17 protein-coding genes are annotated in these 21856 nt (G+C 40.8%); 5 read left to right on the forward strand and 12 right to left on the reverse strand.

Annotated features, from left to right (window positions below):
* Positions 1–55 precede the first annotated feature (55 nt).
* Complete coding sequence (locus tag AC570I_RS17255; protein WP_497406467.1) at positions 56–1174, forward strand: alpha/beta hydrolase; 1119 nt, start codon at positions 56–58, stop codon at positions 1172–1174.
* Positions 1175–1254: 80 nt separating this feature from the next.
* On the opposite strand, the gene rplT is transcribed toward AC570I_RS17255, so the two are convergent.
* The 8 genes from rplT to AC570I_RS17295 all read right to left on the reverse strand — a co-directional run bounded on the left by rplT (position 1255) and on the right by AC570I_RS17295 (position 9592).
* On the reverse strand, positions 1255–1599 hold the full coding sequence (gene rplT, locus AC570I_RS17260; RefSeq protein WP_010600881.1) for a 50S ribosomal protein L20: 345 nt from the start codon (positions 1597–1599) through the stop codon (positions 1255–1257).
* Positions 1600–1671: 72 nt separating this feature from the next.
* Positions 1672–1872 (reverse strand): 50S ribosomal protein L35, encoded by a 201-nt coding sequence (rpmI, locus tag AC570I_RS17265; protein ID WP_010600880.1) that lies wholly within the window; start codon positions 1870–1872, stop codon positions 1672–1674.
* 29 nt (positions 1873–1901) lie between these two features.
* Positions 1902–2471, reverse strand: a complete 570-nt coding sequence (gene infC / locus AC570I_RS17270) for a translation initiation factor IF-3 (protein WP_047797741.1) — start codon at positions 2469–2471, stop codon at positions 1902–1904.
* Positions 2472–2488: 17 nt separating this feature from the next.
* Positions 2489–4414 carry a threonine--tRNA ligase gene (gene thrS / locus AC570I_RS17275; protein ID WP_497406468.1) on the reverse strand — a complete coding sequence of 642 codons (1926 nt, stop codon included), beginning with the start codon at positions 4412–4414 and terminating at the stop codon, positions 2489–2491.
* Positions 4415–4600: 186 nt separating this feature from the next.
* Positions 4601–5515: a hypothetical protein gene (locus AC570I_RS17280; protein WP_047797743.1), complete on the reverse strand. Its 915-nt coding sequence runs from the start codon at positions 5513–5515 to the stop codon at positions 4601–4603.
* 86 nt (positions 5516–5601) lie between these two features.
* Positions 5602–6339 (reverse strand): (Fe-S)-binding protein, encoded by a 738-nt coding sequence (locus tag AC570I_RS17285; RefSeq protein ID WP_497406469.1) that lies wholly within the window; start codon positions 6337–6339, stop codon positions 5602–5604.
* A gap of 29 nt (positions 6340–6368) precedes the next feature.
* Complete coding sequence (locus AC570I_RS17290; RefSeq protein WP_497406470.1) at positions 6369–7676, reverse strand: MFS transporter; 1308 nt, start codon at positions 7674–7676, stop codon at positions 6369–6371.
* A 23-nt stretch (positions 7677–7699) separates the two neighbouring features.
* Positions 7700–9592 (reverse strand): RecQ family ATP-dependent DNA helicase, encoded by a 1893-nt coding sequence (locus AC570I_RS17295; RefSeq protein ID WP_497406471.1) that lies wholly within the window; start codon positions 9590–9592, stop codon positions 7700–7702.
* A gap of 74 nt (positions 9593–9666) precedes the next feature.
* Between AC570I_RS17295 and AC570I_RS17300 the strand changes: the two genes are divergently transcribed.
* Positions 9667–12894 carry an amidohydrolase family protein gene (locus AC570I_RS17300; RefSeq protein WP_497406472.1) on the forward strand — a complete coding sequence of 1076 codons (3228 nt, stop codon included), beginning with the start codon at positions 9667–9669 and terminating at the stop codon, positions 12892–12894.
* Between the two features lie 75 nt (positions 12895–12969).
* Here AC570I_RS17300 and AC570I_RS17305 read toward each other — a convergent pair whose 3' ends face one another.
* Positions 12970–14829, reverse strand: a complete 1860-nt coding sequence (locus tag AC570I_RS17305) for a M1 family metallopeptidase (protein WP_497406473.1) — start codon at positions 14827–14829, stop codon at positions 12970–12972.
* Between the two features lie 44 nt (positions 14830–14873).
* Positions 14874–15827 carry an exonuclease domain-containing protein gene (locus AC570I_RS17310; RefSeq protein ID WP_497406760.1) on the reverse strand — a complete coding sequence of 318 codons (954 nt, stop codon included), beginning with the start codon at positions 15825–15827 and terminating at the stop codon, positions 14874–14876.
* Positions 15828–16012: 185 nt separating this feature from the next.
* On the opposite strand from AC570I_RS17310, the gene AC570I_RS17315 reads away from it, so the two are divergent.
* On the forward strand, positions 16013–17989 hold the full coding sequence (locus AC570I_RS17315) for a transglutaminase family protein (protein ID WP_497406474.1): 1977 nt from the start codon (positions 16013–16015) through the stop codon (positions 17987–17989).
* Complete coding sequence (locus tag AC570I_RS17320) at positions 17986–19890, forward strand: DUF3857 domain-containing transglutaminase family protein (protein WP_497406475.1); 1905 nt, start codon at positions 17986–17988, stop codon at positions 19888–19890. Before AC570I_RS17315 ends, AC570I_RS17320 begins: the two co-directional genes overlap by 4 nt.
* Here the strand turns inward: AC570I_RS17320 and AC570I_RS17325 are convergent.
* Positions 19877–19999 (reverse strand): hypothetical protein, encoded by a 123-nt coding sequence (locus AC570I_RS17325; protein ID WP_255352135.1) that lies wholly within the window; start codon positions 19997–19999, stop codon positions 19877–19879. The two genes, AC570I_RS17320 and AC570I_RS17325, sit on opposite strands and share 14 nt — an antisense overlap.
* A 500-nt stretch (positions 20000–20499) precedes the next feature.
* On the opposite strand from AC570I_RS17325, the gene AC570I_RS17330 reads away from it, so the two are divergent.
* On the forward strand, positions 20500–21285 hold the full coding sequence (locus AC570I_RS17330; RefSeq protein WP_497406476.1) for a murein L,D-transpeptidase catalytic domain family protein: 786 nt from the start codon (positions 20500–20502) through the stop codon (positions 21283–21285).
* On the opposite strand, the gene AC570I_RS17335 is transcribed toward AC570I_RS17330, so the two are convergent.
* Positions 21282–21725, reverse strand: coding sequence for a hypothetical protein (locus AC570I_RS17335; protein ID WP_497406477.1), 444 nt, complete (start codon positions 21723–21725; stop codon positions 21282–21284). The genes AC570I_RS17330 and AC570I_RS17335 overlap by 4 nt on opposite strands.
* Positions 21726–21856: the final 131 nt, after the last annotated feature.

Genomic DNA, 21856 nt, shown 5'->3' on the forward strand with positions numbered 1-21856 from the left:
AACTCTTAAGGATTTCATGGTGTTGTAAAACCAATACTTTGAAACAAAAATACCTATGAAAAACAATTTATTTAAATTCACTGCGGCCGTATGTACCGTAGCGATTTCCATGAGCGCTTGCTCAAGCGGCGATAAGTCGGCAAAACAAACGGATTCTATCATGGCCGATTCAGCAAAAACAGTTGGCTTAAAGCCTGCCGGGCCTGCTCCTGAATGGGGTAAAACCATTAAACCAGAAATGCAGGTTGTAATAGAAAAACTGGCCAGTTATGGTGATAAGCCAATAGAGACATTAACTGCAACCGAGGCTAGGAAAAATCATACTCCAACTGATGCCGTAATGGATTTGGCTAAAGAAAATAACGTGACTATGCCCGAGTCAAAAGTGGATACCATGGGTAAAGATATTGATGTGAGCGGAGCAAAAGTTCATCTGCGCATTTATACGCCAAAAGCAGGCAACGGGCCGTTTCCGGTAATTGTGTATTACCATGGCGGAGGATTTGTAATTGCTAACCTTGACGTTTATAATGCTTCGGCACAGGGACTGGCGGAACAGGTAAATGCAGTTGTGGTTTCAGTAGCCTATCGTTTGGCTCCTGAAAATAAATTTCCAATAGCTCATAACGACGCTTTTGCCAGCTACGAGTGGGTGGTAAAACACGCCTCTGAAATTAAAGGTGATCCGGCTAAAATTGCTGTAGTTGGTGAAAGTGCTGGTGGTAACCTGGCTGCGAACGTATCTATCGCTGCCAGAGATAAGAAAATCATGGTTCCGGTTCATGAAGTACTGGTTTACCCGATTGCACAGGCTGATATGAATACAGAATCGTACAAGATGTATGCAAGTGCCAAGCCCTTGAATAAACCAATGATGGGCTGGTTCACTAAACAGTACCTGAATACGATGATCGAGGCTCAGGATCCTAGAATGTCTTTAGTAAATGCAAACCTTAAAGGTCTTCCCCCTACCACAATCATTACGGCTGAGATTGATCCTTTGCATGATGATGGTGTAATGCTGGGAAACAAGCTTTCAGCAGCTGGTGTTAAAGTGAACAGCAGAAACTACGAAGGTGTTACCCATGAATTTTTTGGAATGGCATTATTGGTGCCAGAAGCCAAAGCGGCACAGGCCTACGCAGCAGAACAATTGAAAGAAGCTTTCAAATAACAGAAAGTGTTTAAAGTAAAAAAGGTCCCGGTATAAAACCGGGACCTTTTTTAATATCATTATCGCCTGGGCGAAAATTTCTATTTTACCGCATCAATCACTGCTTTGAAAGCTTCCGGGTGATTCATAGCTAAATCAGCTAATACTTTACGGTTCAAACCGATTTCTTTAGAAGCTAATTTACCAATTAACTGAGAGTAAGAAATACCGTGCTGACGAGCACCTGCATTAATACGTTGGATCCATAATCCGCGGAATTCTCTTTTCTTAACTTTACGGTCACGGTATGCATACTGCAAACCTTTTTCTACTGTGTTTTTAGCAACTGTAAAAACTTTACTTCTTGCTCCCCAATAACCTTTTGCAAGGTTAAGGACTTTTTTCCGTCTTCTTCTCGAAGCTACTGCGTTTACCGAACGTGGCATGTTGTTGTTGTTTTTTGGTAAGCGGCGTCCATTTAAGGATCTTTAATGCCTGATACCTGGTGAATTAATAAATTACTTTCCGATACAAAGCATACGTTTAACGTTACCTGAATCTGCATCTGTTACAATTCCTGCATTTCCAAGAGCACGTTTACGTTTAGTACTCATCTTAGTTAAGATGTGACTTTTGTATGCTTTGTTTCTTTTGATTTTACCTGTTCCAGTAAGCGAGAAACGCTTTTTAGCACTGGAATTGGTTTTCATTTTTGGCATAACCTGTTTTTTAATTTATAAACCTATTTTTATTTTTTTACTACTTTAGGTGCAACTGTAAGGAACATTCGTTTACCTTCTAATTTAGGCAATAACTCTACTTTTCCTACATCTTCCAAAGCCTGGGCAAATTTCAATAATAAAATCTCACCTTGTTCTTTGTATACAATTGCTCTACCTTTAAAATGCACATAAGCACGAACTTTTTCACCGTTCTCTAAAAAGCTAATGGCATGTTTCAGTTTAAACTGGAAATCGTGGTCGTTGGTATTGGGACCGAAACGAATCTCCTTAATTACAGTTTGCTTTGCATTGGCTTTAATTTCCTTCTGCTTTTTCTTTTGCTCGTAAACAAACTTACTGTAATCAATAATCCTACAAACCGGCGGTACAGCATTTGGAGAAATTTCTACCAAATCCAGTTCCAGTTCATCAGCAAGTGCCAAAGCTTTTGCCAAAGGATAAATCCCCGGTTCAACATTATCGCCAGCCAAACGCACTTCAGGCGATTTAATGTACTGATTAATGTTATGTTCTGCTTCTTTTTTCTTAAAAGGCGGACGTGGTCCCCTGTTAAATCCTGGTCTTCCTAATGCCAAATTTGTATTATTTTAATTTAAACTGTTATTTCTGTTCTTAATAAATTGTTGAAGTCTTCCAACGTCATTTCACCTAAATCACCTTCGCCGTGTTTACGTACTGAAACTTTACCTTCAGCCATCTCCTTATCGCCGATAATGAGCATGTAAGGGATCTTTTTAACTTCGGCATCCCGGATTTTACGTCCGATTTTCTCATCCCTAAAGTCAATCAGCCCGCGAATATCGGAATTATTTAGTTCATCTAAAACTTTTTTTGCATAATCTTCATATTTTTCTGAAATAGGAAGGATGATAAATTGCTCAGGGCTTAACCATAAAGGGAAGTTTCCGGCACAATGCTCAATCAATACCGCAATAAATCTCTCGAGTGAACCAAAAGGTGCACGGTGAATCATTACCGGTCTGTGCTTCTGATTATCGCTACCAGTATATTCCAGCTCGAAGCGTTCTGGTAAATTGTAATCTACCTGAATGGTTCCCAGCTGCCATTTTCTACCCAGTGCATCTTTAACCATAAAATCGAGCTTTGGGCCATAGAAGGCCGCTTCACCATATTCCACCACTGTATTTAAGCCCTTTTCAGCAGCAGCCTCAATAATAGCGGTTTCTGATAACCTCCAGTTTTCGTCAGAACCGATGTATTTCGATTTGTTCTCCGGATCTCTCAATGATACTTGTGCTGTATAATTATCGAAACCTAAAGATTTAAATACATATAATACAAGATCAATTACTTTTTTGAATTCTTCCTTTACTTGTTCAGGCATACAAAATAAGTGGGCATCATCCTGGGTAAAGCCACGTACACGGGTTAAGCCATGTAACTCCCCACTTTGCTCATAACGGTAAACGGTACCAAATTCAGCAAATCGAACCGGTAAATCTTTATAAGAGCGCGGTTTGGTTTTATAAATTTCACAGTGATGCGGGCAGTTCATCGGTTTTAAGAAGAACTCCTCTCCTTCCTGTGGTGTTTTAATTGGCTGAAACGAATCCTTGCCATATTTTTCCCAGTGACCGGAAGTGACATACAGGTTTTTATGTCCAATATGGGGTGTTACTACTTGCTCATAACCTGCTTTTGCCTGGGCCCTGGTTAAAAAGTTAACCAAACGCTCACGTAAGGCAGTACCTTTAGGCAGCCACAATGGCAAGCCCATACCCACTTTTTCTGAAAAGGCAAATAATTCAAGCTCTTTTCCCAATTTACGGTGATCACGCTTCTTGGCTTCCTCAATCATGGCAAGATATTCAGTAAGCTCACTCGCTTTCGGAAAAGTTACACCATAAATACGGGTTAACTGTTTTTTGGTTTCATCACCACGCCAGTAAGCGCCAGCTACGTTCATCAGTTTCACGGCTTTCACAAAACCAGTATTTGGAATGTGTGGTCCACGGCACAAATCTGTGAACGATCCCTGAGTATAGAAAGTAATCTTACCATCTTCCAAACCATCGATCAGATCCAGTTTGTACTCATCACCTTTTTTAGTGAAATAGTTAACCGCATCGGCTTTACTTACACTTTCGCGGGTAAATGTTTCTTTCTGCTTGGCCAGTTCAATCATCTTCGTTTCGATGGCTCTGAAATCATCAGAGGAAAATTCCTTTTCCCCAAAATCTACATCGTAGTAGAATCCGGTTTCAATTGCCGGACCGATGCCGAATTTTGTACCCGGATAAAGTGCTTCCAAAGCCTCAGCCATTATGTGGGCCGACGAATGCCAGAAAGTTGATTTTCCTGCGGCATCGTTCCATGTCAATAGTTTTACAGCAGCATCAGCTTCGATAGGGCGTGTTGAATCCCATACCTCTCCGTTTACTTCGGCAGCTAAAACATTACGGGCTAAACCCTCAGAAATGGATAATGCAATTTGATGGGCAGAAGTGCCCTTTTCGTACTGACGAACCGAGCCGTCAGGTAAAGTAATATTAATCATCTACAACTATGATTTGTTCCTCGTTTTCATTAAAATCCGGAACGGTTTAAAAAATAATGTTAATTCTAAATCACATACAAGGTGATTTCTGATTGAGGCGAAGATAGCGAAATAAAATGGAAACGAAACAAAAAAGCCTGTCTGGTTTTATCCAAACAGGCCTGTATATTTATTTTGTTGTGATTATTAAAAAGGACCGCCACCAATGACTACTGCTCTGCCTCCACCGAAATTACCACCAGGACGGTTATTTCTAAAGCGTTTCATCATATTTTCCATCTTGATTTTGTATTCGTCAGCTGTAATTAATTTCGCTTTTTTAGGAGCGGTTACATCTTTACCGCTAACATTACGGTACTCAATACTGGTTGCAACAGATTTGTTTCCTCTGGCCTCAATGGCTAAAACTGCTCCTTCAGTCCAGATATTTGGGTTTGGTGAAAAGTCAAAGCCTAAATCTTTAGTATACCAGATCTTAGTCTCTTCAACTACGTTTTTGTCCATATCCAGAATTTTAATGGCTCTTGTAGATTTAACGATAGCCTGGTGACAGGTAAAACCAAGTATTTGTTTCGTAGAATCAGTTTTGACTACTTCAATTGTCGGCTCTGCTGCAGGTTTCGCTTTTGCTGAGTCGTTCGGATTTCCGTTACCACCCATTCTCATTCCTGCCATTGGGTTAGCCAGGGAGAGTTTTAGCTTGTTGGGCATATAATAGGTGGTATCATTCAGATCGAAAACTTCAACCAGGCTTTTATCAGCAAATGTATAATAGTATTCACGGTTTCCGCCTGCACCACCAAAGCGCATCATCATACGACCCATTCCACCTCCGTTACCGCCACCACCATTACTGTCTTCCGTTTCTTCCACAGGCATGTAGCTTGCGTTGGTTGCGGTAAATAATAACTCGAAATTTGTTTTGCTTGATGAGGGCATTCTGGCTTTCATCTGATCAGGGATCTGCATTCCGCTTGCCGATGCCATTGCTGCCGGATCTATTGTGTTTTCAAATTGTATAGCTCCTGATGTTTTCTTTTGAGCGTTGGCCACCGACGCTATCGATAAAACGCCCAGTAAAGCGATGAATATTTTTTTCATTGTTTTATGTTTTGTTGTTGTTAGATATAAAACCCGGATGAAGGTTTAAACTGTAATTTATTATTTACCGTAACGATGATGCAGCCTTAGTATTCCGTACTTTCCAACCAGCCATTACATAAAACATCGGCTATGTGCATGGTCTTTATCGGCAGATTGTTTTTATCAATATAGCCCTGCAGGTGCAGCAGACAAGAAAGATCAGTAGAAATAATGTAATCAGCCTGCTGATCAAGTGCGTGATTCACTTTTTGCTCGGCCATTGCTGATGAAATGGCGTTGAATTTTACGGCAAATGTACCTCCAAATCCACAGCACATATCACTGTCTTTCAGCTCTAGCATTTCAAGTCCATGTACTTTCGACAACAGCTGACGGGGCTCATCTTTGATTTTGCATTCCCGGAGCGCGCTGCACGAATCGTGGTAAACGGCCTTGCCTTCCAGCTCTGCCCCAAAATAATCTTTTTTGGCTACGTTGATCAGGAAATCAGAAAGTTCCCAGATATTGGACTGCAGACTGCGGCATTTGTTATGCACAATGGTATTGGTAAACAGGTCATTATATCCGCTCTTAATCATTCCTACGCAGGAGGCTGAAGGCGCAACAACGTAAGTATTTTCAGAAAAGTCGTTCAGAAATTTTGTTCCTACCTGTTTGGCTTCATCCCAATAACCAGCGTTGTAGGCGGGCTGTCCACAGCAGGTTTGTTTTGAATTGTATTCTACGTTACATCCCGATTTCTCTAATAATCTTATAGTATTAAATGCGGTTTCGGGATATAACTGGTCTACAAAACAGGGAACAAACAATTCTACTTTCATCTATAATAATTACAATTCGAGTTGCAAACTTACAATTTTAGTGATTCTTTAGCCTCGATTTTTTTCAAGAATAGCAAAAACACCAATCCAACGATAAAAAATGATGCCAATGCGATGATTGACTGACGCATGTTGTGTGTGATTCCCTCAATCATAGCGAAACTAAATAATCCGATCACAATGGCCAGCTTTTCTGTGGCATCATAGAAGCTGAAGAATGATGCCGTATCGTTGCTGTGTTCAGGGATGTGTTTCGAATATGTAGAACGCGATAACGATTGTATTCCCCCCATAATTAAACCAACTATTGCAGCTAAAGCATAAAATTGAGTTTCATTAACAATGGAATATCCGTAAATGCAACAGGCTATCCAAACCAGTACAACGATGATCAACACATTTGTATTGCCTATTTTTTTTGCCAGTAGCGACATGATCCAGGCACCTAAAATGGCCACCAGCTGGATAATTAAGATAACAGCAATCAAACTGCCTGATTCCAGTTTTAATACCTTCGCACCAAAACCCGCTGCCGCAAGCATAATGGTTTGTACGCCCATCGAATAGAAAAAGAACGCAAAAAGATAGGTTTTTAGGAACTTTATCTGTTTCAGCTGATTCCATACTTTTACAAATTCACCAAAACTGCTTTTGATAATCCCCTGATCTACATGCGAAGTGTGAGGTACATCTTTTGGTAATGCTTTAAATGGAATCTGGGCAAATACAAACCACCAGATTCCCACCAGCAGGAAAGAGATCTGAGCCGGCAATGACGGATCAGTTATTCCAAACAGATCGGGTTTCAATACAAAAACAAAACAGATCAGTTGTAGAATTACACTTCCGATATAACCATAGGAGAAGCCCTGGGCGCTCACCTTATCCTGATTTTCAGCTGTTGCGATGATTGGCAGATAAGCATTATTAAACATTACACCACCAACATAGCCCATCGCTGCCAACACAAAGCAGATGATTCCTGTTTCCAAGGTTTCGAGTTTAAAGAAAAACAAGCCCATACAAGCGAAAGAGCCCAGGTAGGTGAAAAGCTTCATGAAGAATTTCTTTCTGCCTTTCGCGTCGGCATAAGAAGAAAGTATTGGAAGCAAAATTACCATGATCAGGTAGGCAAAAGCAAGGGCATAATTAGATAATACCGTATTGATAAAGGTTTTCCCAAAAAAAGTTACCTCATCCCCATGTGCTTTGGTGGTGGTGATGGCAACATAGTATACCGGAAAAATAGTGGAGGTAATGACCAGATTATAGGCTGAATTGGCCCAGTCGAAGAAAGCCCATGATCGGATGGTTTTCTTATTGTTTTTTTCTATCATCTAGAGTTGAAACAGTTTATTGGCTAAAGATAATATTTCTTCCCGTCAGTTTTGATCTTACCTGCGTCTAATAATTCACGGATAGCTTCTATGCGGTCATTTTCAGTGCCGTTTTTAATACTGGTGACCAGGTCATCAAGGTTCAATGGTTGTTGTTGCAATAGCGATACGATCTCGAACTCCAATTCATCATTGAGCTGCATTTGCTGCCCTGAGCGCTTTTCTGCCAGACAAACATCGCAAACACCGCATTTAGGGGCACTGGGTTCATCGAAATAGCTCAGCAATTGAACACTCCTGCAAATGTAGGTTGTCGTGTATTTGGAAACGGCATCGATCTGTTTGAGCAGGATTTTTTTTCTGAGCTCCAGATATTTTACATCTACGTCAAAATGATCCATATCTACCCTCGGCCTGATGTATTGCAATTGCGGCTGGTCTGATTGCTGGAGGTAAGTAATCATTTCAATTTCCTGTAATTTATTCAGCACCGCAATAATATCTTTGTATGACAGGCCAATCCGCTTCGCCAGATCAGCTTCGTTTATCTTTACAAATCCATCAAAGGCTCCACCGTACGACCGGAGAATGGTTTTGATCAGGTTGTCGTAGGCTTTATTTTCTATCTGGAAACGATATACATCTTCGTGGCCAACTATAAACATTAATCTGGATGGCAGAAAGACACTTTCGGATAAAGTAACATAACCATCGTGCTCCAGAAATTTCAGTGCAGAAATTGTTTTTAAAACGCTGATGTTAAATCTTTTGCAAAAGTCAGCGATGTCGAAGGTAAAGGTTAGCCCCTCACCTGCCCCAAAAGCCAACTGAAAATAATTACCCAGGTAATGATAGGTTTTCCTGATTTCATCGGGCGCTGGAAAGCTGTTAATATACCTGGATTCAAGGCTGAGCACATCCGCTTGATTGGCCAGCAGTACAGCATAACTTCGTTTTTCGTCGCGTCCTGCCCTTCCAGCTTCCTGATAATACGCTTCCAGACTTTCAGGGAGGTCGAGGTGTACCACGAAACGCACGTCGGCCTTATCAATACCCATACCGAAAGCATTTGTTGCGACCATGATGCGGATTTTATTCATCTTCCAGTCTTCCTGTTTCTGAAAGCGAATATTCTTTTCCAAACCGGCATGATAAAAATCAGCCTTGATCTGGTTTCGGTTGATGAAATTTGATACTTCTGCAGTTTCCCTCCGGTTACGCACGTACACGAGTCCTGTGCCCTTTACATTTTTGCAAATCTCGATCAGCTTCTTATACTTATCTTCCTGATCAAAAACCACATAACTCAGGTTGTCTCTTGCAAAACTCTTTACAAATACCTGGGGCTCTTTCATTTCAAGTTTATCCACAATGTCCGCTCTTACATCAGCGGTTGCAGTTGCAGTTAGAGCCAGTACAGGAACATCGGGAACAATCTCTCTTAGTTTTGCAATCTGAAGATATGGTGGGCGAAAATCGTATCCCCACTGTGAGATACAATGTGCTTCATCTATCGCAATCAAATTTACATTCATATAGGAAATGCGCACGCGAACCAGGTCAGACAGTAGCCGCTCGGGCGAAAGGTAAAGGAATTTAATTTTTCCGTAGATGCAGTTATCCAGCAGGATATCGATTTCCCGTTTACCCATACCAGCGTATATCGCAATGGCTTCAATTCCTTTCGATTTAAGGTTCTCCACCTGGTCTTTCATCAACGCGATTAGTGGAGAAACCACGATACATATTCCTTCTTTAAGTAAAGCAGGTACCTGAAAGCAAATTGATTTTCCCCCACCTGTAGGTAAAAGGGCCAGGCTGTCTTTTCCTTCCAGCACAGCGCTGATGATGTCTTCCTGTAACGGACGGAAAGCCTGATGTCCCCAATACTTTTGTAAAATCTCTATTGCTGTCATAAATCGGAAGATTCAAAACTATAAAAAAGCTTGTGATATTACTAAATTGCGCTCCTATATAATCCATATTTTAAATGAAATCACTCTACCTGCTATCTGCGCTCTCTCTTTTCTTTATTACCTCAAACGCACAGGAAAAAAAATGGGACGTTGAAAAATTCCAGGGAACAACCAAAAACTTCACCTTAAACACTGATGAGGGTACGTGGATGAATCTCGATGTAAGCCCGGACGGTCAGGAAATTGTATTTGATCTGCTGGGCGATATTTATAAAATGCCGGTTACCGGCGGGGTTGCCAGTTTGATTAGCGGAGGGATAGCCTGGGATGTGCAACCGCGTTTTAGCCCGAATGGGAAATATATCTCCTACACCAGCGACAAAAGCGGTGGCGACAATATCTGGATCATGAACCGTGACGGAGGTGACAAAAAACAGATTACCAAAGAAACCTTCAGGTTGTTAAACAATGCAACATGGATGCCGAATAGTGAGTACATTATCGCCCGTAAACATTTTACAGCAGGCCGTTCGTTAGGCGCGGGTGAAATGTGGATGTACAGTATTAATGGTGGCGAAGGCATTCAGTTAACGAAACGCAAAAATGATCAGCAGGATGCCGGAGAGCCTAATGTGTCTCCCGATGGAAAGTATGTTTACTTTAGCGAAGATGTGAGTCCGGGTCCGAATTTTGAGTATAGCAAGGATCCTAACGGAACAATTTATGCAATTCGCCAGCTGGATTTAACAACAGGAAAGCTCACCACCCTGATTAATGAACAGGGCGGAGCATGCCGTCCGCAGGTTTCGCCTGATGGTAACCTGATCGCTTTTGTTAAACGGGTCCGTTTAAAATCTACACTTTATGTGCAGAACTTAAAAACAGGCGAAGAGTGGCCGGTAAATGAGGATCTTTCACACGATCAGCAGGAAACCTGGGCGATATTCGGCGTGTATCCAAATTTTGCATGGACACCTGATAGCAAGAGTGTTGTATTTTATGCAAAAGGTAAAATCAGAAAAACAGAAATCTCCACACTAATTAATTCTACCATTCCCTTTCAGGCCAATACCATTCAAACTGTTCAGCAAGCTTTGCATTTCGAACAACAGGTTTTTAATGCAGACTTTACCTCAAAAATGCTGAGGCAACTGACAACTTCCCCTGATGGTAAAGTGATTGTGTTTAATGCAGCGGGTTATTTGTATAAGCAGGAATTGCCGAATGGAACGCCAGAACGGTTAACAAATGGAAATGATTTTGAATTCGAACCCGCATTTAGTCCGGATGGAAAATATATCATTTATACCACGTGGAGTGATGAACTTCGCGGAGCCATTAAACGTTCGGATATTAAATCAGGTAAAACTATTACGCTGAGTGATGAAAAAGGTTTTTATTATTCACCGCAGTATTCTACAAAAGGAGATAAAATTGTTTTTAGAAAAGGCAGTGGAAATGATGTACTGGGTTACAACTATGGTCGGGGAACAGGTATTTTTACCATGTCGGCGAATGGTGGAGCTAAAACCCTCGTTTCAGATAACGGAATAAAGCCCTCGTTTAATAATACTGATACACGCATTTACTTTCAGAGTTATGCTGACGGAAAAAAAGCATTGAAAAGTATTGACTTAAACGGCGCGAACGAAAGAACGCATTTCACTTCTCAGTATGCGAACCAGTTTGTGGTGAGTCCAGATAACAAATGGCTCGCTTTTAACGAGCTTTTCAACGTTTATATCACACCGATGATTAACATTGGTACAGCGCAGGATGCTTCGGCAAGTAACAAATCAATACCAGTTACAAAAGTGACTATCAATGGTGGTACCTACATACAGTGGAGTGCCGACAGTAAAAACCTGCACTGGACTTTAGGCCCTAAGTATTTTACGATTGATGTAAACAGTGCTTTTAATTTCGATGGCAGTACGCCAAAAACGGCAGCCAGTTCTATCGATATTAACCTCAGTTTAAAAAGCGACGTGCCTGCTGGAATTGTCGCATTAAAAGGTGCCCGGATTATTTCGATGAAAGGCGATGAGGTAATTGAAAACGGTACTATTTTAACGGATGGAAACAAAATTACTGCCATTGGGAAAACAGAATCTGTGACTATTCCTGCCAATGCAAAAGTGATTGATGTAAACGGTAAAACGATCATGCCGGGCATTGTAGATGTACATGCGCATCTGCGCACCAGTCCGGATGGTATTACACCACAAAGCGACTGGAGTTACATGGCTAACCTGGCATTTGGTGTTACAACATCTCACGACCCTTCGAGCAATACGGAGATGGTATTTAGTCAGAGTGAAATGTTAAAGGCGGGTCGCATGATTGGTCCCCGCGTATATTCAACTGGTTCAATTTTATATGGTGCAGATGGCGATTTCAAGGTTGTGATTAACAGTTTAGATGATGCACTGGCCAACCTTAAGCGCCTGCAGGCTGTGGGTGCTTTTTCCGTGAAATCATACAATCAACCACGGCGGGAACAGCGCCAGCAAATCCTGGAAGCGGCCAGGCAACTTAAAATGGAAGTGGTTCCGGAAGGTGGATCAACGTTCTTTCATAACATGAATATGATTGTCGACGGACATACCGGCATCGAGCACAGCATCCCGGTGTTACCGGTTTACAAAGATGTAACCAGCCTCTGGAACAGCACTTCTGTTGGCTACACGCCTACCTTAATAGTGGCTTATGGTGGTCAATGGGGCGAAAACTACTGGTATGATAGAACTAATGTATGGGAAAACGAAAAGCTGATGACCTTCACACCACGTTCGATTATTGATTCGAGGGCAAGAAGGAGAACGACTTCAGAATATAGTGATTATAATCATATCGACATTGCCAAGGCAACGAAACAAATCGCTGATGGCGGCACGAAGGTCAATCTTGGGGCTCATGGTCAGATTCAGGGCCTTGGGGCACACTGGGAATTGTGGATGTTCGTGCAGGGCGGATTTTCTCCCCTTCAAGCCATCAGAAATGCCACACTAAATGGCGCACATTACCTGGGTATGGACAAAGAAATAGGATCTTTAGAAGTTGGCAAGCTCGCTGACCTGGTGATTATGGATGCCAATCCTTTAGATGATATCCGCAACTCAGAGAAAATCAAATCTGTGATGATTAACGGCCGCTTGTACGATAGTGCTACCTTAAATGAAATTGGTACCCGCGAAAAACTACGTGGCAGGTTATGGTTTGAAAATGCGAAAGGGAACGGTTACATCGTACCTACCGGTGAATCAGAAACCTGGACGTTTACCGTGCCATACTGCGATTAATACCCTTAAATGATGAAGCCGGAGTGTTACAGATTTTTTTAACCTGTAATGCTCCGGCCTTTTCCTTGTAAGAAACTAGTTTACTGACAAGGAATTATCGCTTTTGTTTTTATCAGGGGTATGAACATCACCCATTACCACCGTCGATAGTTTTTTGCTGGTTTTTAACTTCACTACAGTAGTCTTATTCCCCTTTTCCCAAACACCAATTGTGTTGTGGTTCTTTTCTACAGCTCCATCTGCATAGGTTAAAGTTAAATCGACCGGTAGCGCTTTCATTCCTTTATTTTCAATGGTTATGTTGTAGCCATCAGTTGTCTTATCCACAGCTGTTACAGCCATATCTAAAATTCCACCGTCGAAAAACCATGGTTTCCAGAACCAGTTCAGATTTTTACCACTCCCCTCATTCATGCTGTAAAAAAAATCGTAAGGCATTGGGTGTTTTCCGTTCCAGTTCTTGATGTAGTTATGAAGGGCTTTCGTAAACAATTCTTCGCCCAGGTAATCTTTGATGTATAAATAGGCCAGCCCTGGCTTCGGGTACGAATTGGTAAATGAACCTGAGCCTTTCAAATCAGGAGTTAAAGTCATAATTGGTGAATCATCTTTACCTCCGGATGAAGACGCAGTGGGTTGGATGCCATATTCATCAACCAATGTAGAATCGATCATTGGAGAAATTAACCACTCGCCTATTGTTGCCCACCCTTCATCCATCCATCCGTATTTGGTTTCGTTAATCCCCATGTAAAAAGGGAACATGGTATGAAAGATTTCATGGTCTGTAAGGGTAATTGCATCTTCCCTATTGTCAACCGGATTATCGTTAACCATCATTGGATACTCCATCTGATCCAAACCATCGAAAACGGTTTCATGATTATAAGGGTAAGGCCACTTTGGAAATTTGTAACTCATGGCATCCACTGTTTTACGGGCAAAATCAATTACCTCATAATAGTCTTTGTGTTTAGGGTTGAAAACGGCATCCACACGCGTCCTTCTTTTGGTTTTCGGATCAACCATTAGGCTGCTCGATTTCCATAAATAATGATCGCTGACGGCAAACACGAAATCGGTTACATTGCTGGCTTCAAACTTAAAAGTATTAAAGGTATTTGGCTGGGTTACCCCTTTGGCCAATAAATCATCAGGCGTAATAATATCCACTACAGGATCATTTTTTTCGGCAGAAGCGATACGGGCAACAATTTGCTTTTGAAATACTTCAGCAATGTTTTTCAGGTCGCCTGTAGCCCAAACGGCATAACCACCGGGAACTTTAACCTCAGCATCAAACTGATCGAAATCATTATAAAACTCCTCAGCACCTGTATAAGGAAACTTGTTCCAGCCATCAACATCGTCGTATACAGCAATTCGCGGAAAGAAATAAGCCACGAAATGCGATCCTTCATCTACCTGGCCTGTACGCAGATGTGAACCTTTATTCAGCGTGTAGCTATAGCTGATGGAGAATGAAATGGTTTTGCCTGGTAAAACTGCCGGAACGGCAACAGTCATGTTTGTTCCGTCGACTTTAAAGTCAGCAATGTTTTTTCCGTTGGCCGACAGCTGGGATATGGTTACCCCATTACCCTGGTCTGACTCTGAAATTTTAGATTTCCTTGGCGTTCCCTTTTTATAAAGGTTAGGATAAAGTTTAAACCAGATTTCATTAAGTGTATCCGGACTGTTGTTGGTATAAACTACTTCAACTCTACCAGACAACAGTCTGCTAACCGGGTTGAAATCTACTTTTAAATTGTATTTGGATTTATTTTGCCAGTACTTTTTGCCTGGCTTGCCGCTGGTGCTTCTTGTTCCGGCCTGGTAGGTTTTTTCAAATACTGGTTCTATTGGCAGTATAGTTTGTGCTTTTACACAAGCTGCAGAGAGCATTAAAACACAAAGGATGTTGATCGATTTCATTTTTGGATAATAAGGTATGAAGTAAGCGGCATTAAACCGTTTTGCTATTTTCCAAACTTCATTTTCAATTGTTCCAGCATATCATTGTTAACTGGCTGCGCAGGTTTCTCGGCAACAGGTTTCGGTTTTTGCTGATAAGGTGCTTTCGGAGTGGCACTTTGATTTTGAGGGCGCGCCGGTTTATTTTCGTTCTTTTTTGCATTGAACTTTGCCCATTCTTCATCCAGTTTCTTTTTGGTATACAAAGGAAAATCTCCCTGTTTCATCCAGGCATAATAGCTCGGTTCAACAGAAAATACCTGTTCGGTTGTTTTGCCTTTATGCTTACCGAAGTTGAAACAAACTTCACCATTATCGTTATACACCATACGTCCTGCAAAATCCACCGGACGGTGCAAATTGGTAAACGCATGGAGCGCATCTACATCATTTACTACGGGAATACTTTTTTCGCCTTGCTTGTTCTCAAACTCTTTTTCTTTATACATTTCCAGCTGGCCTAACAACACTTTGTAGGTTGCAATTACATCGGCTTCAGCGGCATGTGCATTGACCAGATCTTCCTGGCAATAAAACTTATAAGCAGCCTTTAATGTGCGTTGTTCCATTTGATGAAAGATATTTTGCACATCTACAAACTTCCTTTCGCTCATATCAAAATCGATATCGGCCCTTAAGAATTCTTCCAACAGCATCGGAATATCGAATTTATTTGAATTGTAACCTGCCAAATCACTTTCGCCAATAAACGCACCGATTTCTGCAGCCAGCGTTTTAAATGTAGGCTCATTTGCAATATCCTCATCATAAATGCCATGAATGAGTGAAGTTTGCAACGGAATGGGCATTTCAGGGTTCACCCTCCAGGTTTTTACTTCTTCCGACCCATCTGGCAACGCTTTCAGGATCGCTATTTCGACGATTCTATCAGCACCAACATTTATACCCGTAGCTTCTAAATCAAAAAAGGCTAGAGGACGTTTTAAATTTAATTTCATTCTGTAAAGATCTTTATTTTCGGCATAATCAAGCATAGAAATGCCGGTTTTCATTTTTATCAAAAGTGCTAAAAAGGTTTCATTAGTTCTGTAAGATGAAAGGAATAATTTATTTAAATTAATTGTGAAATTATTTCTGATTGTTGCCGACTAGCCTTAAATTGGCTCAATTTAATTTCGCTCTAATGAATAAAATATTTCTGATCCTGATTGTATTGCTCGCAACTAGTATGGCCATACGTGCACAGGATTTCACTTTTGGCGCCATCACCTATGCAGATTATGAGTTTGACAAAAAAATGCTGGATAGCAATGCCAATGCTGTTGTATTAAAAGAATTCGGAACCGCATCAATTCAGCTCGATGAAAGTACCGGCCATCTTGAGCTCGTTTTCGTTCATCACGTTAAAATTAAAATTTACAATAAGGAAGGCTTTAAAGAAGCAAATATCATCATTCCGATGTATAAGGATGATACCCGGGAAGAAACGATCAGTGAACTGAAAGCCTCAACCTTTAACTTAGATGGCGGCAGATTTGTGGAAACGTTAATGGATAAAAAAGCTGTGTTTACAGAGAACAGATCCAAATACACGCGGTTGACGAAGTTTACCCTTCCTAACCTGAAAGAAGGTTCAGTAATCGAATACAGTTATCGCCTGCGATCTCCAAACCTTTTTAATTTTAAAACCTGGCAGTTTCAGGCTGATATTCCAAAGGTTATCAGTGAATACCTCGTTTACATACCCGGCATTTATACCTATAATGTTTCGCTAAGGGGTTATCAAAAATTAACCGATCAAAAAGTTGAGCTCAACAAAGAATGTTTGAGGTTGTCAGGTGTAGCCATTGATTGTTCGAAAATCAGCTATGTGATGAAAGATATTCCTGCATTTATAGAAGAAGATAACATGACTGCCCCCAGTAATTTCAAGTCTGCCATCTACTTTGAGCTTGCTGAAGCTCAGAGCTTGTCGGGCGGAAAAACTTATTATACTAAAACCTGGAAAGATGTTGACTACGAACTGGTGTCTGATAAAAGCCTGGGAGGCCAGATGAAGCGGAAAGACGTTTTCAAAGATCTTGTGCCAGCCATTATTAAAGATGCCTCGGATGATCTGGCGAAAGCCAAAGCCATTTACAATTACATCAAAAAGCAGATTAAGTGGAACAATTACTACGGTAAATACACAGAAGATAATATTAAAAAGGCACTTGATTCCCGATCGGGGAATGTTGCTGATGTTAACCTGAGCCTGATCGCTGCACTTTCGGCAGCGAACCTGGATGCCGAGGCTGTTATTTTGTCGACGCGTGACAACGGCACCGTAAATAAGCTTTATCCAGTACTTTCAGATTTCAATTATATTGTGGCTAAGGTGAACATCGGTGAAGCCAGTTATCTGCTGGATGCTACTGAACCATTGATGCCTTTCGGTTTGCTACCTTTGCGCTGCATAAATGATCAGGGCCGGGTGATTAATATTAAGAAGCCATCTTATTGGTTAGATTTGAAGGCTAGCCAGAAATCATCTACCAACTATATCTTAACAGGTAAATTAACACAGGATGGAAAAATTGTAGGTACATTGGTTACCCACTCCCTGGGTTATGCTGCGTACAACAAACGCAGAGACATACTAAAATACAGTTCTCCTGATGAATATGTAGAGAAGCTTGATGACCGGTTGACAAGAATCAGAATATCAGACCATCAGATAACCGGACTGGACAGTGTTGAAAATGCATTAACAGAAACCTATCAGGTAGAATTCACCATTAACGATGGTCTAAAAGATCAGTTTTATTTCAGTCCTTTTTTTATTAATTCCATATCCAAAAATCCGTTCAATTTAAATGAGCGCACCTACCCTGTTGATTTGGGCGCTGCTTCAGATGAAAGGGTAATTATTAATGTTTCTCTTGCTGATCAGTATGAGATGCTGGAGAAGCCAAAAAATATGGCCATGGCCTTACCTAATGCTGGCGGGAAATATCTGGTTCAATGTGATTTCGATGGAAATACGTTGTCAATGAGTCAGATTTTACAGTTCAACAATGCCATCTATCAGCCAGATGATTATTTTGCTTTAAAAGAGTTTTACAGCAAGATTATACAAAATCAGAAGTCAGAAATTTTATTGAAAAAGGTTCAAAAATGAAATACTTATTTACGCTTGTTTTATCAGTTTCATTTGTTGTGACCTGTTTCGGGCAGGATAATTATGATGTCGATTTGATTCCGTCGCTGCTTCGCAACAGAGCTAACTCGTGTATTAGAAAAGAGGAAACGACGATCGATATGCGCTCACCGGATAACGTGATGTTATATGTTAAAAAGGCGGTTACCGTGTTTAACGAAAATGGGGAGCGGGAAGCGGAATTGGCGTTGTATTACGATAAAAATACGGCGATAAAGGGTATTAAGGGGGAAGTATACAATGCCGGTGGCATGCCAGTAAGCAAATTTAACCAAAATGATTTTTCGGATGTAAGTGCTGCAGATGGATTTTCATTATTCGTTGATAGCAGGGTGAAACACTATCTGCCTAGCGTAAACCAATTTCCTTACACGGTGGTGTACAGTTACGAAATCAGAAATAAACAAAATTTAATTATACCCGACTGGCAACCTAAACCAGCAAGCGACGTGTCGGTTGAAAAGAGCATTTATACTTTCATTTCAAAGCCTTCAGATCAGGTTAGGATCAAAACCTCAAACTATCCGGGCATTCCTGAGGTAACTGTTGACGATAAACAAAAGAAAATAGTTTGGAACGTGAGCAGTTTACCGGCGGTTAAAACCGAACCCTATAGCCCTGATCCTGAAACTTATTTTACAAGTATAAAAATTGCACCTGAACAGTTTACATATTATAGCCATATGGGAAGTTATACCAATTGGCAGGACCTTGGTAAATGGGTGTATGACGATTTGCTGAAAGACAGAACCGCACTTTCTCCTGCAACTATACAGACAATAAAAGAGCTGGTAAAAAATGAAAAAACGGATAAGGAAAAAGCTAAAAAAATATACCAGTATTTGCAAAACAGAACCCGTTACATTAGCGTACAGATAGGTATCGGGGGCTTTCAGCCAGTTTCGGCAAGCGAAGTTGACCGTTTAGGATATGGGGATTGTAAAGCTTTGGTTAACTATATGCAGAGCCTACTGAAAGCTGCAGATATTGAATCTTACTATTGTGTTGTTGAAGCTGGCACTGAGAAGAAAAGTGTAGACCCCGGGTTTGCCAGTATGGTGCAAGGCAATCACATCATTTTATGTTTGCCTTTAAAATGTGATACTACCTGGCTGGAATGTACCAGTCAGAAAATTCCTTTTGGTTTTTTAAGTGATTTTACTGACGACAGACTTGTATTGGCATGCACAGCGGAAGGTGGTAAACTGTTGCATACACCTAAGCTAACTACACAGGAGAACAGGCAGATCAGAAATGCCAGGTTAATCATTTCTGCTGATGGTAATGTTACCGGAAGTGTGAATACAGTTTTTTCGGGTGCGCAATATGATAACCATGAAGCCATGATTGGCAAGTCTGTATCTGAGCAGCATAAAATGCTAAAGGCATCCTATAATGTAGATAATATTGACATCAAGTCGGTCTCATTTGCCCAGAAGAAGGACATAGCGCCTGAATTTACCGAGAATATTGATATAGGCATTCCTAATTACGTTCCTGTAAATGGTAAAAAAATGTTCCTGCAGCCGAATGTTTTCAATACAATGAGATCGATACCTGAGCTTAGAAACAGAACGCTCCCTGTCTATGTTAACCGCGGTTATACCGATGAAGACACGATTGTTTACACGCTTCCCGATAATGTAGACGCAAATCTGATTACAACAAATGAGCGGGTATTGAGTAGTGTATTTGGGAGCTATATTTCGAAAGCCAGTGTTGCGGGTAATCAACTTACCTATTACAGGAAAATTGTACTTAACGACGGCACCTTCCCGGCTGAAAAGTATGCTGAATTCTCTAAGTTTATGAGTGATGTAAATGCCACAGATTTTTTAAAACTGGCACTTAGCTTAAAATAAGTATTCCTAAACCGATTCCGATAATCATAATCAGGTACATCAAAATCTCTGTGGTGGCAAATCTTTTGTATTTGGTCCAGAATGAGTATTCGTGCTTATGATTGGCCATTTGATTTCTTTTTCGACAAAAATAAGTAAAATTCAAATGGCCCGAGGCCTTATAACCCAAATAATCGTTTCATTTCACTATTAAACCATCTTTTCTTTCCCGGTGGAGAAGGACAATTGATTATTTAATGTAATCATGGTATAAGAGTAGTTAATCCTTAGGTCGGCTTTTATTCGTTTATTGGTCGGGGATTGGTCGGGTACAATTGTCACAAGCCCGACCAATCCCCGACCAAACCCCGAATTAGCCGTGACGAAGCTACACGGTCAAGCTAGGGCGTTCTCACGAAAATATTAATTTTTGTGGCCTCATTAAAAGCATGGTTTTGCAACCCGGATGATGTGCAGTGCTAAAAAATCGCATTCTTAGAAGCTATATCAAGGTGAATTCAAGGTGTTTTTGCGCGAAACTTATTGTATTTCCAGAACTACAGAAAGAGAAGCACAACAAATGCAAAAAATGTTCGTATAATTAGTTCAGTATCAAACAAACAAATCTGGATGAAGAGAGAAACCCTGGGCATTGCTATGTTTTTGTTAGTGAGTATAGGCATTGTCGGAGTAAGTTGGAAAAAGGTTGACGGGCCACACACACAACAGGAAATCGTAAAAAAAATTGCAGCTGATAGTCTATACAGCCGATACATTGACACTTTGTACCATGCCGTTCGCCTGGATTCTGCCGGACTTAAAGAGGAAGTTTTCGAGAAAGCCCTCACCGGCTTTTACAACATGAAGTATTCAGGCCTGTTACATGCTAAATCAGTATTAACCATTGCCGATTTTGATCAGGAAAGCTGTAAAAAAAGATTATACATTATTGATCTGGATCATAAAAAACTTATCCTAAACACCTGGGTTGCCCATGGGCAGAATAGCGGTGGAGATAAGCCTTCTTATTTTTCAAATGTTCCAAATTCTAATCAAAGCAGTATTGGCTTTTTTCTAACGGGGGAGATTTATTACGGTAAACATGGCCGTTCGCTGAAACTTGATGGAATGGATCAGGGGTTTAATAATAATGCTAGGGAAAGGGCAATCGTTGTACACGGTGCTGATTACGTATGTCAGGAAACGATTGATCAGCTCGGGCGATTAGGCCGTAGCCAAGGTTGCCCGGCAGTAGCAACTAAGCTTGCAAATCAGGTGATCAATGCCATTTCTGATCGCACTGTTTTATTCATCAATAATTCTGACCAGCCCTATCATTCGCCATTTCTAAATGAAACGCTGGCTGCGAGTGTAGCCCTGCGTCAGGATGAATTACTGGCGGCAAAAATGGATTAATACTTTTTTAGGTTGGTGGCATTTAAGTTGTGAGGTAATATGGCAAAGAATGCTCCGATAAAGGGAGTCAGCAAGTCCCATACCCACCGGTTGCCATCTTTCGCTGTCTCACCACAATCTACAACTTCTGCACGCATCAGTAGTTTTTTTACAAGTTTTTGTATTCCGGTGATCCGGACATATCTGTTAAAGGCGAGCCCCAGGTAATCACAATAGACATGTACGAGAATTTCCAGGATTAAGGATTTTGTGCTGATCTGGAGTGGCTTACTGAACAAGGCGGCATACTCATTCTTTATTGCTTCAGCCAGCAGTGTCAGGCGTTCTTTCGCTTTTCCATTCAGATACTGCCAGAGTTGTGCATTACTGTAAACCCTGATGATCCCTTCATCAAATTTGATTTTAATAATACAATCATACAATCTGAGTTCCTTTTCCATTCCATACTAAGATGCTGTGTCTTGTTTTTTGTTACCTCAATGTTGCTGTTTAATAAAAGAATTTATGAAATGTTTATGATCCAACGCGTTACGATGTGAGTAAAATTATGGTTTTAAAAACGAATATTTTT

This window comes from Pedobacter sp. A2324 (assembly GCF_059693705.1).

Coding starts and splice junctions, on each gene's coding strand:
- AC570I_RS17315 (WP_497406474.1), top strand. CDS start 16,013: ATGAATAAAATATTTCTGATCCTGATTGTATTGCTCGCAACTAGTATG.
- AC570I_RS17310 (WP_497406760.1), bottom strand. CDS start 15,827: ATGAAATTAAATTTAAAACGTCCTCTAGCCTTTTTTGATTTAGAAGCT.
- AC570I_RS17280 (WP_047797743.1), bottom strand. CDS start 5,515: ATGAAAAAAATATTCATCGCTTTACTGGGCGTTTTATCGATAGCGTCG.
- AC570I_RS17300 (WP_497406472.1), top strand. CDS start 9,667: ATGAAATCACTCTACCTGCTATCTGCGCTCTCTCTTTTCTTTATTACC.
- AC570I_RS17305 (WP_497406473.1), bottom strand. CDS start 14,829: ATGAAATCGATCAACATCCTTTGTGTTTTAATGCTCTCTGCAGCTTGT.
- AC570I_RS17335 (WP_497406477.1), bottom strand. CDS start 21,725: ATGGAAAAGGAACTCAGATTGTATGATTGTATTATTAAAATCAAATTT.
- rplT (WP_010600881.1), bottom strand. CDS start 1,599: ATGCCACGTTCGGTAAACGCAGTAGCTTCGAGAAGAAGACGGAAAAAA.
- AC570I_RS17290 (WP_497406470.1), bottom strand. CDS start 7,676: ATGATAGAAAAAAACAATAAGAAAACCATCCGATCATGGGCTTTCTTC.
- thrS (WP_497406468.1), bottom strand. CDS start 4,414: ATGATTAATATTACTTTACCTGACGGCTCGGTTCGTCAGTACGAAAAG.
- AC570I_RS17295 (WP_497406471.1), bottom strand. CDS start 9,592: ATGACAGCAATAGAGATTTTACAAAAGTATTGGGGACATCAGGCTTTC.
- AC570I_RS17330 (WP_497406476.1), top strand. CDS start 20,500: ATGAAGAGAGAAACCCTGGGCATTGCTATGTTTTTGTTAGTGAGTATA.
- AC570I_RS17325 (WP_255352135.1), bottom strand. CDS start 19,999: ATGGCCAATCATAAGCACGAATACTCATTCTGGACCAAATACAAAAGA.
- AC570I_RS17285 (WP_497406469.1), bottom strand. CDS start 6,339: ATGAAAGTAGAATTGTTTGTTCCCTGTTTTGTAGACCAGTTATATCCC.
- AC570I_RS17255 (WP_497406467.1), top strand. CDS start 56: ATGAAAAACAATTTATTTAAATTCACTGCGGCCGTATGTACCGTAGCG.
- rpmI (WP_010600880.1), bottom strand. CDS start 1,872: ATGCCAAAAATGAAAACCAATTCCAGTGCTAAAAAGCGTTTCTCGCTT.
- AC570I_RS17320 (WP_497406475.1), top strand. CDS start 17,986: ATGAAATACTTATTTACGCTTGTTTTATCAGTTTCATTTGTTGTGACC.